General features: G+C 58.0%; 12 protein-coding genes. All 12 read right to left on the bottom strand.

The features are described from left to right. Positions 1-2: 2 nt before the first annotated feature. The 12 genes from IE079_RS14645 to IE079_RS14590 are packed head-to-tail and all read right to left on the bottom strand — an operon-like array spanning position 3 to position 14,195. Positions 3-1,166 (bottom strand): glycosyltransferase, encoded by a 1,164-nt coding sequence (locus IE079_RS14645; protein ID WP_189577535.1) that lies wholly within the window; start codon positions 1,164-1,166, stop codon positions 3-5. Further along, the gene (locus IE079_RS14640; protein ID WP_189577534.1) at positions 1,163-2,509 is read right to left on the bottom strand and encodes an O-antigen ligase family protein; all 1,347 of its coding nucleotides are present in this window, start codon (positions 2,507-2,509) and stop codon (positions 1,163-1,165) included. Before IE079_RS14640 ends, IE079_RS14645 begins: the two co-directional genes overlap by 4 nt. A 16-nt stretch (positions 2,510-2,525) precedes the next feature. Further along, positions 2,526-3,425, bottom strand: coding sequence for a sulfotransferase family protein (locus IE079_RS14635; protein WP_189577533.1), 900 nt, complete (start codon positions 3,423-3,425; stop codon positions 2,526-2,528). A 3-nt stretch (positions 3,426-3,428) separates the two neighbouring features. After that, entirely contained in the window at positions 3,429-4,598 is a 1,170-nt protein-coding gene (locus tag IE079_RS14630; protein ID WP_227712529.1) for a glycosyltransferase family 2 protein, read from the bottom strand. After that, positions 4,595-5,668, bottom strand: a complete 1,074-nt coding sequence (locus IE079_RS14625; protein WP_227712528.1) for a FemAB family XrtA/PEP-CTERM system-associated protein — start codon at positions 5,666-5,668, stop codon at positions 4,595-4,597. The genes IE079_RS14630 and IE079_RS14625 overlap by 4 nt, the downstream gene beginning before the upstream one ends. Before the next feature lie 10 nt (positions 5,669-5,678). After that, positions 5,679-6,806, bottom strand: a complete 1,128-nt coding sequence (locus IE079_RS14620) for a GNAT family N-acetyltransferase (RefSeq protein ID WP_189577532.1) — start codon at positions 6,804-6,806, stop codon at positions 5,679-5,681. A 33-nt stretch (positions 6,807-6,839) separates the two neighbouring features. After that, positions 6,840-8,666, bottom strand: a complete 1,827-nt coding sequence (locus IE079_RS14615; RefSeq protein WP_189577531.1) for a carbamoyltransferase family protein — start codon at positions 8,664-8,666, stop codon at positions 6,840-6,842. Next, complete coding sequence (locus IE079_RS14610) at positions 8,663-9,658, bottom strand: polysaccharide deacetylase family protein (protein WP_189577530.1); 996 nt, start codon at positions 9,656-9,658, stop codon at positions 8,663-8,665. The genes IE079_RS14615 and IE079_RS14610 overlap by 4 nt, the downstream gene beginning before the upstream one ends. 37 nt (positions 9,659-9,695) lie before the next feature. Beyond that, positions 9,696-11,006: a hypothetical protein gene (locus IE079_RS14605; RefSeq protein ID WP_189577529.1), complete on the bottom strand. Its 1,311-nt coding sequence runs from the start codon at positions 11,004-11,006 to the stop codon at positions 9,696-9,698. Between the two features lie 8 nt (positions 11,007-11,014). After that, positions 11,015-11,974 carry a P-loop NTPase family protein gene (locus IE079_RS14600; protein ID WP_189577528.1) on the bottom strand — a complete coding sequence of 320 codons (960 nt, stop codon included), beginning with the start codon at positions 11,972-11,974 and terminating at the stop codon, positions 11,015-11,017. 5 nt (positions 11,975-11,979) lie between these two features. Continuing rightward, entirely contained in the window at positions 11,980-13,551 is a 1,572-nt protein-coding gene (locus tag IE079_RS14595; RefSeq protein WP_189577527.1) for an XrtA system polysaccharide chain length determinant, read from the bottom strand. Next, positions 13,551-14,195: an XrtA/PEP-CTERM system exopolysaccharide export protein gene (locus tag IE079_RS14590; protein WP_227712527.1), complete on the bottom strand. Its 645-nt coding sequence runs from the start codon at positions 14,193-14,195 to the stop codon at positions 13,551-13,553. The genes IE079_RS14595 and IE079_RS14590 overlap by 1 nt, the downstream gene beginning before the upstream one ends.

Genomic DNA, 14,195 nt, shown 5'->3' with positions numbered 1-14,195 from the left:
GGCTAACCACCCCCTCTGTCGCTAACCACTGTGGCCGCACTGTTGTCCAGCAATTTCTGAAACAGAACTTCGTATTCTCTTGCCATACGTGCGGCTGAATAGTCGTTATCAATGCGAGCATGGGCAGCAGTAGTGAGGGATTGGGCGAGAGCACCATCTTCCAGCACTCGCTCACAGCACCGGGCCAGTGCTTCCCTGTCGCCAGGAGGGGCCAACAATCCGGTTTTTTCATGTTCGATCAGCTGATCCACGCCCGGAATGTCATAGGCGACCACCGGAATGCCTACGGCCATGGCTTCCATCATGCAACGCGGAATTCCTTCCAGGGACGAGGTCATAACGAACAAATCAAACCGGGACAAAAGCGCCAGCCGGTCAGTGCGAAAACCCAGGAATTCGATAGCATTACCACTATCAAGATTGGCGGCCTGTTCCTCTAGCGCAGCACGCTGGCGTCCGTCCCCCAGTAGTTGAAGACGGTATTGTGGGTGGTTCTGATGAAGCCGGTCAAAGCTTTGCAGCAGGTCGCCCAGGCCCTTTCTGGGAATCATCTGGCCAATGAAGCCTATTGTCTTGACCCGGGAGGCAACAGGATCTTCCTGAGAGGCTTGCGAATCCTGCAATGCCTTGTCAATTTCCTTCAGGTCCACGCCGTTTCGGATAAAGTGGGTCCTGCTCTCGGGCACTCCGAACCGCTTCATATCCGCCATAAGTTCTTCGGAAAGAGGGACTACTGCATCAAAGTATCGCAACATGAACGTTCCCAGCTTTATGAAGGCTCCCAGCTTGAAGCCTACCTTGCCGGAAAAACCATGGGGGGTACTGACGCATTTAATGCCGGCCCTGCGAGCGGCGAGAAGGCCCAGAATATCCGATTTGTACCCATGGGTATGAATAACATCGATTCGTCGATTACGTATAATTTCAATAAGCCGCAGGACTGCGCGAACATCGAACCGTCCTGTCATCGGAATGTAATGCACTTGCCCAGCATGCTCCGGGTAATGCTCGGCTACGGAAAGGTCCTGGCTTGCGCTTTCCCGGGTTACGGCCAGATCACAGATCATGTGCTCGCCCGGCAGGTTATTGGCCAGGGCAATAACCCACCGTTCTGCACCGTAGAAGCCCGCCGGGGTTATAAACTGCAACACTCGCAACGGCCTCATGCTTCTGCCCCCCCGAGGCTTTTTATTTTCGGCCTTTTTACAGCAGGCACGAGCTTTGCCTTTTCAACGCGCTGAAGGTAGTACACGTTGGTGCCAACCGCGACCAGCAGTATCATCCAGTACAGTATTTCCGCCCGGAACTGGTTGATAAAGGACCCTGCCACTAAATAACTTATCAAAGCACATTCCAGGGCAAGCAGTTTGAAATAAGTTGTACTTTCCCCCCGGTCAAGCGCCAAGCCCTTTGCTTTGCGCGACATTCGACGGAGTGCCAGTAACGCCATCACAAACAGTCCGAAACCGACCGGGCCAACCTCACCCAGCCCCTGAAACCAGAGCGAATGGACACTGCGGTTCTCCACACCGCCGCGGGTTTCATCATCCATGTAGAATGAAGCCAATTGATTGTATCCCTGCACCCCCATGCCCATGGGGTAGTCCTTCAGCATGTCAAAGGTCGTTAACCAGAAGGTTACCCGACCGGCACCGCTTTCCTTCGACTCCAGGTTCTCAAGGGTCTGCATACGGTCCCAGAACACATCGTCTGTTACATAGAGTCCGCCGCTGATACCGGCTACTGCGATCATTATTGCCATTGCCCTCTGGCCCTTTTTTCGGTGGCGCGAAAAAATCATATGCAGAAGATAAATTCCGGCGCCGACCACAACACCCAGAAACGCACCCCGGCTGTTGATTAACACCAGACCATTCGCAATCAGCGCACCACAGCCTACACAGAGAAACTTGACTTTCCAGTTGCCCATCCAGGCGTAATACATCAGCAGAGCGCCCGCGGGCACCAGAGCTGATGCCACGCCATTGGCATCCGGCGAATCCACAAGACCAATGCCTTCAACACGATCCCTCGAATTTCTACCGGTTATGGTTGCCACATACCCGATGTAGGTAGCCCCTATCAAGTAAGCCCAAATAGATGCATCAAGTGCGCGTTCGGAATTCACAAGCTTGTAAGCCACGAAAACAATGATCATCAGCTTGGTAAAGTCAAAGGTGAAGCGATCATGGACGGCACCGTTTAAAGCCCAGATCTTGGCCAGGTAATACATAACCAAAAGACCGATGAGCCACTTGAATACCGGCTGCGCTTTCCAGGGGCTGATTTTCGAGTAGTCGCCGTACTTTATACCCAGTGCCATCAACATCAGAACCGCCGCGATGAATGAATACGGGATGCCGGGTATTTCAGCAGACCACCAGCGGGTGTCTGGGTTCAGAAAGTAAACGAGCTGGTACAGGATAAACGCCGCCGTGCCACTGTACGCGAGCGTTGCTATCACACAGCCAAAGAAAACCATAATGAACAGTAGCGCAAACTTGGACATCGCTGCGTGATTCGCCTTAGCCTGAAGAATGTGTTGTCGGTTTGAGACGTGCCCGCAAAATCCGACGCCAGTGCTGGACTCGCCAGCGATACTGGATCTGGAGTTCACCAACAACAGCCTGGTGCAGGCGATACCAGGCAGCCATCCAGGCCGGCACCGAGTAGGGTTCTGCCTCGGCCTGGTAACCTGTATTTTCCATGGCCCGCCGTGCGATCGAATCGATGACCCGGACCTGGTGATCGCTTAGCTTGCTGCGCCATTTTTTGGTCAGAGCCGGGTCGGGAGCCCGAAAAGTATGCCTGTTTTCCCGGCTTTTAATCACGAAGGCTTTTTGATCCGCATAATCCATCATGCTCTGTTCGAAGGCAATGCCCAGGAAATCACACACTTTTTCAAGGCTTTCCTGTTGATCAAAGACCAGATCTTCATACCGTAGGCGAAGCACTTTATCGGGAAGCTCAGCTTCGAAGGCGAGTTGCTCCTCAACCTCCTCACGCCACCGCTGAGCCCCCGTATAGGCATTGGTTCCGAGCCCCCATTTATTCTCCATATAGGAGTTGACCACCGCCCTTGGATCCCGGGTTATGACAATGAATCGCGCCTCTGGCAAAAACTGCTTCAGTGGTTCCAGATAACGGGTCAGTTCCGGATCCTTCAGTCCCCAGATCTTCTTTCCTTCCTTCTGCAGCAAGGCGGGAATATCTTCGCCATATTGTTTTTTTACAAAATGGCCAATGTTGCGCTCGATATCTTCACGACTAGCGCCTTCGGTAAAAACCGAGCGAACTGGAAGCTCGTTCTTAATAAAAACGTCCGGGTGCGCAGTCAGCATGCGGCAAAGCAGCGTCGTACCAGAACGCTGTGTTCCGATCAGAAAAACGGGTGAATGCATGCTACCAATCTCGCCAGATGACATAACCTAAAGCCCTTCCTTTGAACGAGCACTGCTCCAGGTCACCTGCGTTTCGCCCCGCAATGCCCGCAGGATTCCCTTCAGGGAGTACAGATTCACCATCACAAAGTAATAGGGCACGGAAACCCAGATTGACAGAGAATTTTTGTCCCTTGCCAGATGACCTCTACCAGCCAGTAACAGCAATAAAACCGCACCGACGGTAATAAGCTGGAAAAAGCCGAATCCCTGGGTTGCCAACAAGGCACTGCCGATGGCCGCCAAGGCCAGGAACAGCGGAATCAACCACCGCAGCAACTTGTGGGAAACAACCTGCCAGGCAAAGATGCCTACCCTGAACGGGTTCATGGTGGCCTTGACCCGCATCAGGCCGCGGATGCTGCGGTTAACGATTCGCTCCTTGCGGGCAATTTCCCGGCCGAAATCGCCAGCGGTTTCCTCGTAGCACCGGGCCTCCGGCTCGAAGATACCCCGATAACCCCGGGCAATAATCTGCAGGGGATTGACGAAGTCGTTGATGTCTTTCTGGTCCAGTGGCTGCCAGAGGTGCGAGCGGATCGCATAGATGGCGCCATCACCCCCCACCACGGAGTGCAGCCGCGACTCCATGGCCTTGATGGCCAGCTCGTACCGCCAATACAGATTCTCGTTTTGGGCACTGGCGCCGCTGTCCTTATCCGTATAAAGGGCAGCCCCCACCACGTACCCCACCTTTTCATCGGCAAAGTTACGCACCAGCTTGCCAATGGCGTCTGGCGCATAGAGGGCATTGGCATCACTGAAGACGGTGACCTCGGAGTCCAACTTCTCCATCGCCAGGTTCAGGCCCATGGTCTTGCCAAGCCGGCCCTCCTGCCGGATCAGTTGGACGCCAGCCAGGGCATACTCCCGGACAATGTCATCGGTGCCATCATCGGATCCGTCGGATACCACCACGATGGTCAGCTTGTCTTTGGGGTAGTCCAGCGCAAGGGCATTCTCCAGCTTGTCCCGAATGACTGACGCCTCGTTATAGCAGGAGATGATCAACGCCACGCTCGGCCGGGTGTCCCACATACGGTGGGTCGCGCCGGTTCGCCCCAGGGTGAGCAGCCACAGTGCACAGGGGTAGCCCGCATAGACGTAGGCGGGAACCAGCAGGCAAAACAGCGTAACCAGTATCAGCAAGGTCATCATAAACTGATGTACTTCCTTACCACTGGACCCAGCAGGTTGGCCACGGATAGCGGTAGCCGCTGCCAGGCCGACTCCACCATGGTACGCACCCGGCTGCCCTGCGTGGACGACGCAGCCTCGATAACCGGTTCACCACCAGGGCCGAAGTCCAGCCAGTTCAGTTCGTGGGGCTCGGCACCCCACTGCTTCTTGAAGCGATAGGTTCCCTCCCCGGGGGTGGAACGGCCAAAATCGAATACCCGGCAGCCCGCGTCCGTTACATGGGCAAGCAGTGTCCAGTACAGAAGCATGTTAGGCGCCAGGCGATTATAGTCCGCCAGGGTAGAGGCCCAGGGAATACTGGCCCTGGCGCCGTTGATCAGGATAATGCCGGCACCGATGACCTTGTCGTCGAACCAGACCAGCCCGACCTTGAGCCGGTCACCGAACGCTGCCTGCAACTCCTGAAACCACCGCAAACTGTGCACCGGTGACCCCAGACGATGCATGTTGTCGGCAAACACGCGGTAGAAACAGCCGATGGCTTCCGGCCCGGACGTCACTTCAGCGCTCAGCCCGTTTTTTTCGGCCTTGCGGATCTGGCTCCGGAGTTTGGGCTTGTAACGGCTGAACAGGGCGTCACTGCTCTCGGGCAACTTGCACAGCATGCTCACTTTGGCCAGGGTCGATTCGGTCAACGGGTCAACCGCTCGTCCCGGTAAACGCAGGTGCAACCCTTTGCCGCTGTGCCGCTGCACCAGTTCCAGCGCCCGTGCCCGCAGGGCGGATGCAGCCTTTTCGCTGCTGGCGAGAGGGCCGCCAAGATCACAATAGGGCAAGGATATCCAGTGGGCTCCCATCAGGGGCACCCGGAATTCGCAAACCGGCATCACCCCGGACAGGTTGCCGCCGGGCGACATCGCCAGCAGACACCAGACCCGGTGCCCGTAGGCAGAGGCAATGCTCTCGGTCCAGGCCAGCTGATGGTAGCCGGTGCCGTCCGGGTGGCGGCTGACGTAATCATCCCATCCCGCTGCTCGGGCCTCTCTGTGCCCAGTCGCGACTACTTCTACGTCGTCCATAACCGACATAAACCGCTCCTTAACGCCCATAACCGGCCCCCGGCTCACCCAGCCAGTGGTGTTTCGCTTCTCGCAGGGCACTTTCCAACTTCAGTTTGAACCGGGGCCGTTGCAGGGCTATCTGCACCAGTTGCCGGTGGCACTGGCCAAGGTTCGCCTTGTAACGCTCGTCACCACCCATGAAGTCGTAGTAGTGAAATCCATGCTGACGATAGTCTTCAATGCACAGGCTGTGCCCGAGCAACCCCGGCTTCAGTTTGTTGTCCGTTTCCGACATCATGCCACCCAGATAGAAGTACACCACCTGTTTGTGAAGCAGGTTGTAGAAAGACGCAATCACGTCATCCCCGGCCCGCACCGACACCAGGTCCACGCCACCCTCGGCCCACTGACTGCGAATCAGCGAGCGATGGAAGCGGACAAAGTCCGGGTTGGCGAAACCACTCTGGTCCGGGCCGCCGCCCCAGCGCTCCAAGTGACGGGGGCCGATGCTGTCGAACATCGCCAGCGCTTCCTCAACGTTGTCTGGCCGAACCAGCGCCACCGGTCCCCGCTCCTCATACAGGCGATGCGCCCGGTTGATCTGATACCGGCTGTTGCGGGACAGGGTATCCAGGTAATGCCTGCCGTTGCGTCGCAACTGGTCCAGGTCGACGCCATAACAGGGGGCCTGCCAACGGACATGTTTGTGCAGGCCGGTGGTGCGGGCGTAGAAGTCTGCCTCGTCCGCATCAATAGCCCCCACCACGAACTCGTCCCAGGAATCGCGCTGGCGCTCAAGAAAATCCAGGCAGGCTGCTGAGACTTCCCGATCACGGCCATGCTCCGCCAGAAAGCCGTTGTATTCAATCCAGATCTGGTCCAGCACCTTGCGCCCGGTCTGATGCAGACGCAGGCAACGGGATCGCAGTACCCCGTGGCGTCGCTCGTCCGATGCCACCACCATGCCCAGCCCGATCAAACGGCCACCTTCGGTCACCCGCAGCACGGTGGCATTTGGCTGATACACTTCAAGCCAGTGCCCCAGCCACTGCCACGACAGGAAGACCGTGGGCGCGGACCGGCTCTCCAGGTCCTCCCACTCCCTACGGAGCTGTTCCGGGTTAGTGATGGCCTGTTGGCTTACCTCCAGCTTACCTGCTGTCATCAGCGTCCTGCTCCGCCCGCCGCAAAAAATAGATCAGTGCGCCGGATTCGGCTGTTTGACCAGGAAGGGGCCAATGGCCAGATAATCCAGCGCCCCCTGGACAAAGGCCCTGACCGCGTCTGACGGTGAATTCACGATGGGCTCTTCGTGCATGTTGAAACTGGTGTTGATCAGGCTGGGGACACCGCTGATTTTTTCGTACTCCTTGAGAATATCGTAGTAGCCGGGGTTCACTTCACGACGAATCAGCTGGGGCCGCGCCGTACCGTCCACATGCACCGCCGCCGGGCAGTTCTCCCGCATGAAATCCGTGCAGTTGAAGGTAATGGTCATGAATTCGGCGCTGTGTTCGGCACCACGGATACCCTGGTAGCACTTCTCCCGGGCCTCGTAGAGGGTGACCGGGGCAAATGGCATGAATTCGGTGCGACCCAGACGCTTGTTCAGCCACTGGTTCACTTCCGGCTCGCTGGCATGATAGAGAATCGACCGGTTACCCAGGGCCCGGGGACCATATTCCATCCGCCCGTCAAACCGGGCCACCACGTCGCCGCCATGGATCAGGGCAGCCACTTCCGCCGCCAGGTTGTTGGGGCGCGTGTACTCCAGGCCCTCCGCCTGCAGCGCCGCCTCGATGTCCCGCTCGCTGTAGTCAGGGCCCAGGTAGGTGCTGGTGAGGGAATCCTTAACGCCGCCTGGCCAGCTGTGGTAAAGCGCCGCGCCAGTGCCGCAGCCACCGTCGCCCATGTTGGGGTAGACAAAGATGTTGTTGACCCCGTCGATCTCGAAAATGCGCTGATTCAGCTTGACGTTGGCGGTCACTCCACCGGACAGGACAACGGTGTCGATGCCGGTTTTTTCGACCCAGTGCCGGACATAGTTGGTGGCCACCACTTCCAGGGCATGCTGATAGGCTGCCGCCACATCGATTTTCGGGAACTTGGAGGCCAGGTAACGGGAGAAATATACGTTATTGGCTTCATAGATCTGGTAGTCGCCTGGTTCCTGCTCGATCCGGCCCAGCAGGATATCCCCCAGGATGGACGGGTCGCCGTAGGACGCCAGGCCGACAATCTTGCCCTCGTGTCGGCTGGGCTTGAAGCCGAGACTGGAGGTTACGTGTTCATACAGTGTGCCCAGGGAGTTGGGATAACTGATGCCATGCAGCCGGTGGATCTTGCCATCCCGGGCTTCGCTGGCGGAACCGGCCAGGCCCGAACCATAACCATCCAGTGTGATGCACAGTGCCCGATCGAAGCCGCTGCACAGGTAGCTGTTGGCAGCGTGGGACAGGTGGTGGTCCATACGCTTGACGGGCTTATCCCAGCCCATCTGTTGCAGGCCGCTAACCAGCTCTTTTTCCCACTTGCGGAAGGACTCTCTCGCATCCTCCCCCCAATGACGGGAGCCCTTCAACGCCGCATTGTTGGAGGCAAGCCGCTGGGCACCGGCCATGGAATAGTAGGAGCTGTGCAGGAAGCCTTTTTCCATGATGGCATTCGGGTGCTCCAGGCCATGAATCGGCTCGTTCCGATCCGGCACTCGGGTCTGGGCTTCCTTGATCTGGCGGTTCAGGTCAGCGGGCTCGAAGCGGCGGATAAACTCACGCTCGTCTTCCAGGTTCTGCGTGAACAGCTTGGCCTCGTTCTCCCAGGTCAGGAACGGGTAACACACCAGATCAAAATCGCTCATTTTGCTGCCGGTGTACTCCAGGGCCTTTTCCAGAGCAAGCCGGGGGAATCCATCCTGCTGCTTCACCCGGGAGAAACGCTCCTCGCCAGCCGCGAACAGGATCTGGCCATCTTCTACAATCGAGACCGTTGAGTCCTTGTCCAGTGGCGAAATACCAAGCACTTTCATGCACACTTCTCCATCAGCGTTTTTAACCGGGTGGGAGACGACGCCTCACCACCCAATTCATTAAAAAAGAAATCAAAGTATTGCCGGAACGAGTCGAGGAAAGCTTCCAGCTGCTGCTCGTCCTGCACATAACTGGTATGGCCCGGCACCACGCTGGGGCTGTGAAAACTCCAGGTAAAGGTGCGCACACCACGACGGTACAGGTCACGGGTCAGCTTGATGTGCTCTTCCGGCGGGAATCCCTCCGGCGACAACATCAACCGGTCAACAATGCCAAGCCGTGACAGAATGCCCGGCGCCTTGAGCTTGCGGAATGCCATGGCAAGGTCGAACAACGGCGGCGACAGCTTCCCCGCCACACCGACGAAGCCGCCGGTTACCGGCAGTTCCAGCACTCTGCCTTCGGCAGGCCCGTACCAGAATGGCCAGGCATCGTAGTATCGGTAGTCCGGGCCCCCATCCCCCCGGGCATCCAGGGGTGGGCATACCGACAGGTCAATATCGAAGCCCAGGTCCTTCAGTATGGCCGTGGTGTTGGGGCCATAGCCGTAGCGCCCGGCCTTGTAGATGTGGGGGCGAGCGCCGAATGCCTCGGTAATGGTGTCCCGCAGTTCGGTCAGCTTGCGGCGCTCCAGGGATTCGGGCAGGTTTCCCGGATACATGTTGGAACGTGAGAGACTTTCCTCGACCGGAGGGTTCACCCAGGGGTGCAGGTGGGCGCCGATCTCGCACTGCCCGGCATTCAGGAAGGATTTCAGGGGCGCGACGCTGCGCTCCTGGCTCGCGATGGAGTAATCCACCACGTAACAGGGCACGATCCCGTACTCATTGAAGATGTCTTGGGCGCGATGGATGTGGTCCATGGCCGTGACGGCAGTGGACCTCGGGTCCGGGTCGGCGTTCCAGTCAAACTCTTCCTCGGTATCAATGACCACCATCAGCTGGGGCGGCATGCCCCAAGGCACATCTATGGTCTTTCGGTTCTCAAACACAGCGTCTTCCCTGTTCTTTTCGGTGGTGCGTCTGCGGCTACCACTCCTGATTCATGCTATCCCAACCCAGGGTCACAAACAGCCTGGCCCGGTAACGTTCCTCATCGGAAAGCCCCCGGGTCATGGCGGTGTCAAAGGAGGCCCCCCAGGTCGCCAGTTCGGTCAGCTGGTGGCGGTAGGTGACGGCAAAACTATGCCGTTCATCGTCAATGGTGCTTCTCTCCTCCAGAGCATCGCCCTGCCAGCGGTAATCCAAGCTCAGTGATTTCACATCTGTCACCGCCAGCCTGACACCCGCCCCCGCCAGGTATTCCCAGGTCTCATCACCGTTCGCTACCTCTTCATCTTTCGCCAACTGGCCGATCAGGTTGACGGTGCACAGGTCGCAGATTCGCCGGGTTCGATGGCTCAGGGACAGTTGATCGCGAACGGTTACCCCCTGATAGCGTACGGAGAACTCGTCTTCTATACCGAGCTCGGGAATGGGGGCGAACGCCAGGTCCAGCAAATTGCTGCTCTGGGTGCGATCATATTTGAGCCGGGTATTGGTGAGGGAAGTATCCCAGGTGCGTGCCAGAGAGCCAATAACGGCCTCATTCTCGAAATTATCATTCTCGGCACTGGACACACCCACTGAAGCGCTGAAACTACCGTTGTGCAACATTGACCGCAGGCCCACGGACGCGGAATCGAGAATAATTTCGTCGGCGCCTTCCTCCTCTTCCCAGGTCCGGCTGCCCGTCAGGAAGACCGAGGTCTGTTCCGACACCTGGCGGCTGAGGTTGGCATTCACACTGACAGACTCGCTGTCAGGCGTGTCGCCTTCCTGCCAGGTTCTGCTGCCCTGGCCAGCCACGCGAAAGGTGGTGACATCGCCTGGATAGAAGTTGATGCCAGCGCCAGCACTGGCGGAATTCTGGGTGTCATAACTGGAATCGTCCAGCCGGAAACCGGTGTCATTGCGCACGGAGCGCACCGAATGCCCTGCATTGAAGTCAAAACGACTACCGGGCTGAAAATAGTGATAGCGGGAGGAGCCGCGAAGCGAGAAATTATCATCATCGCCCCTGCCCCTGCTGCTTCGCTCGGTTTCGAGGGTGGCCCCGTAGCGACCGACCAGGCTATGAGCGCCAGAGGTCAGGTCGGCGCCAATATCCCCCCGGATTCCGGCACCCGCGCGGGTATCACTGTCCGATTCATATTCCGAATGGGTCAGGTCGGAAAACAGGGTGGTTGTGGCCGTGTAGCTGCTCTCGGCGGCATGGAGTACCGACGTCGGCGCCATCAACAACACCAGCGGAATGACAACACAACTTCCACACCGTCTGGTGGCAAAAGCGTCTTCCATGGCCCACCTCATTGCTGGAATATGAGACCGGAGAACTTCTCCGACCCGAGTGTTTCGACAGAACTGACAATATCGTCCGGCGTCACCTCACCAAAGGGCACACTAAGCACGAGCTGGTTGGCGTACCGGATGAGGATGTTTGCCTCGGTACTGGCCTTGAGGGGCGGAGCATTGATGATCAGGAAGCGGTCCGGATAACGGCTTTTCAGTTCCCCCATGAGATCCCGCATCCTGACAGCGGAGAACAGCTCCACTGCGGAAGCGGACCGGGTACCCGCGGGCACGACGCTTAGACGGTCCAACCCACTGGGATAGATAATGTCTTTTACCTTCAGGGAATTGTCTGCCACGAAGTCGGTGACACCCAGGTTCACTGGGGAGGAAACCAGGTGATCAAGGTCGCTGTCCCAGGGGTTGCAGTCCACCAGCAGGGCCGAACTCTGTGCATCCATGGCAAAGGTGGCAGCCAGATTGAAAGCCGTCAGTACTGAATTGTCCTTCCGGCCCAGGGACGACACCATCACCGAGAAATTGACGGCCCCGGCCCGGTCACGCAGTTTGATCCGGACTTCCCGGAAGGCGTCCAGAATGGCCTTGTTGGCCATACCGGGGTAGATGATCTTGCGCTCCCGCAGGTCGTCCAGCGACCAGGGGCGGGGATTGTTGATCAGGTCCAGGGATACCGACGAGTCATAGACTGACGGGGAATATTGCGCCTTACGCTCCTCTACCAGGGTCCAGTTGGTGCCAGATTCCGACTCCGGGAAAGGCCGCTCCGCACGGGTGGGTTCGCCAAAGCTTTCCCGCCGCCGATAGTTCAGATCCGGGTTGGCGTCATTGGCAACATCTTCCTGAACATCTGTGTCAGAACCACTGCCTGCCTCGGACGAATCGGCATGAGCTGCCCTTTCCGCCCGGTGACGCTCCTGAGTCTTCAGCAGCGCATTATAGAGCTTGTTGTTATCCATAAAATCTAACTGCCCTGTCCAGTACCGGACCCGATAACTGTATCAATAATCTGCTCCGGTGTTATTCCCAGAACGCTGAAAACCAGTATCGCCATATAGACCACCATGAAAACAACCAGCAAACCGGCGACAAACAACGTGTCCTTGCGAAGCAGGCGCTCTTTCCAGGAGCTGGAATAGTGGGGGACCGAGGCCAGCACGGGAATATCCTGCGGGAGCTGAGTCAGCAATGTCCTGCTGGAACGAACCCGGTTGTCGAACATCACCAGCGCTACCAGCAACCCCAGTACCATCGATCCGCCGAGGAACGGACCGGCCACGCCCACCTCATAGAGCTGCAGGCCATCCCATTTGGTGGGGTAGGAAGCCGGCTCCTGGATACGATAACTGACACCCTCGCCCTGGGCATCAAGGGTCATCGATAGCCGTGCTTTCTCGCGACGCTGCAGCATGTCTTCATACACACCTTTGGTCACATCATAGTCGCGGGTCAGCTCGGACAGCTCGGCCTGATTTCCCGCAACCCGCTCGGCCCGCTCAAAGGCCTCTGAAAGCAGGCGCTCCAGAGACTGCAGCCGCCTGCGCTGCACCTGGAGGTCGGTCTGCGATTCCGTGAGCTTCAGACGCAACTGCTCGTATACGGGGTTCTCGATAACCTCCGAGGAACCGGCGCTGCGCTGCCCCACATCGCCTCTTGCCTTGCGGGCCCGCAGTTCTTCCAGTTGCCCAAGCACGGATACAATGTCCGGGTGGGTGTCGTGATACTGCAACCTCAGATCCGACAACCTCTGTTCGAGCTGCGCAATCTGCCGATCCACTTCCGACATGCCGCCGCCGGTGCTCACTGACCGATAGGGCCGCTCTTCCTGCAGCTGGGCGGTGGTCAGCTCCACCTCCTGTTCACTCTGTTGGATCTGGAGCTTCAGGTTCTCTATGTCACTGCGCAGGCGTTCGATACGGGACTGGACACTGCCCTGGGTGCCGTCCTGATTATTGGCCCGGAATTCCTTCAGTCGTTCTTCCGCTTCCTCCAGCTGCCGCTTGTAGGTGTTTACCTGGGCATCGATGAAGTCGTAGGCACCGGCACTCTCCGCACGTTTCTTGCTGGACGTGCGCTCGATAAAGCGGTTCAGGGCGGCACTGAGCACCCGGAACGACCGGTCCGGGCTTTCGCTGCTGTAACTGAGCTCCATAAAGTTGCGGTTGGAAACCTGCATGTTCAGGGCATTGCGGAGACTGCCAATCACACCGTTTTTGCGGGCATCGTCCTCACCACCGTTGAGCAGACCCGCGTCAAACGCTACCTGTTCGAGGTAAGACCGACTCTGCAGCATCTCCCGGGCTTCATTGATCCGGTCTATGGGTGTAATTTCCGCACTGCCTCGCAGCAGCGGCTGCAGGATGTTTGAAGAATCCGCGTATAGCAACGCATCGGAGGTGTAGGTCTTGGGCGTCACATACCCCAGACCCAGTACGCCCGCCGTCACACCCATGAAGATGATGGCGGCCACCACCCGATAGCGGAAAAGCTCCAGCTTTACCGCGTTGATCATATCGAGAATGTACCGCCAATCCATCAGAGCTCTCCACGCAGCAGGGTCTTGCGGGGCACACTCACCACATCACCGGGCTGGACAGTGTAGTTGGTCCGCATATCACCATTTTCCAAAATAGCATCGAGGTTCAGGTCAAAGGTTTCGTACTCCTCACCGGTGTTACGGTGCAAAACCGCTCGATCTCCTGCCGCAAACTGGGACAGGCCGCCGGCTTCCAGTACCAGATCCAGAATGGTCATACCCTGACGGTAGGGTACCGAAAGCGGCGACCCGACCTGGCCTGTAATGCGCACCCGGTTGCGGTACTCCGCGCTCACCGGGCTGTTGACCATCACCGTCACTTCCGGGCTGCGGATCACCTCGCTGAGACCTTCGTTGATCTCATCCGCCAGGTCTTCCGGCTTCATACCCTCAGCCTCGACATCGCCCATCAATGGCATGGAAATCATGCCATCCGGTCGCACCACACCGGTTTGCGACAGTTCCGGATTGCGCCAGACATGCACCGAGATGGTGTCACCGACACCAATGCGGTAGGGTTCCGGCTCGGCTGTGGTCATCGGTGGGTTGTTGCCCCCTTCCGGGATGCCGGCACAGGCGGTCAGAAAACTGACCAGCATGACCAGAATGGCAATCTGTAACGTTTTGATCCGTGTGGTATCCAT

The sequence above is a fragment of the Marinobacter zhanjiangensis genome (assembly GCF_014651935.1).
GTDB lineage: Bacteria > Pseudomonadota > Gammaproteobacteria > Pseudomonadales > Oleiphilaceae > Marinobacter > Marinobacter zhanjiangensis.
Note: the sequence above shows the minus strand (reverse complement) of the source record. Positions and strands in the feature narration are given on the sequence as shown.

Bases quoted from the DNA above. Each gene is read 5' to 3' on its own strand.
- IE079_RS14645 (WP_189577535.1), bottom strand. From the start codon at position 1,166: ATGAGGCCGTTGCGAGTGTTGCAGTTTATAACCCCGGCGGGCTTCTAC.
- IE079_RS14640 (WP_189577534.1), bottom strand. From the start codon at position 2,509: ATGTCCAAGTTTGCGCTACTGTTCATTATGGTTTTCTTTGGCTGTGTG.
- IE079_RS14635 (WP_189577533.1), bottom strand. From the start codon at position 3,425: ATGTCATCTGGCGAGATTGGTAGCATGCATTCACCCGTTTTTCTGATC.
- IE079_RS14630 (WP_227712529.1), bottom strand. From the start codon at position 4,598: ATGATGACCTTGCTGATACTGGTTACGCTGTTTTGCCTGCTGGTTCCC.
- IE079_RS14625 (WP_227712528.1), bottom strand. From the start codon at position 5,668: ATGTCGGTTATGGACGACGTAGAAGTAGTCGCGACTGGGCACAGAGAG.
- IE079_RS14620 (WP_189577532.1), bottom strand. From the start codon at position 6,806: ATGACAGCAGGTAAGCTGGAGGTAAGCCAACAGGCCATCACTAACCCG.
- IE079_RS14615 (WP_189577531.1), bottom strand. From the start codon at position 8,666: ATGAAAGTGCTTGGTATTTCGCCACTGGACAAGGACTCAACGGTCTCG.
- IE079_RS14605 (WP_189577529.1), bottom strand. From the start codon at position 11,006: ATGGAAGACGCTTTTGCCACCAGACGGTGTGGAAGTTGTGTTGTCATT.
- IE079_RS14600 (WP_189577528.1), bottom strand. From the start codon at position 11,974: ATGGATAACAACAAGCTCTATAATGCGCTGCTGAAGACTCAGGAGCGT.
- IE079_RS14595 (WP_189577527.1), bottom strand. From the start codon at position 13,551: ATGGATTGGCGGTACATTCTCGATATGATCAACGCGGTAAAGCTGGAG.
- IE079_RS14590 (WP_227712527.1), bottom strand. From the start codon at position 14,195: ATGGATACCACACGGATCAAAACGTTACAGATTGCCATTCTGGTCATG.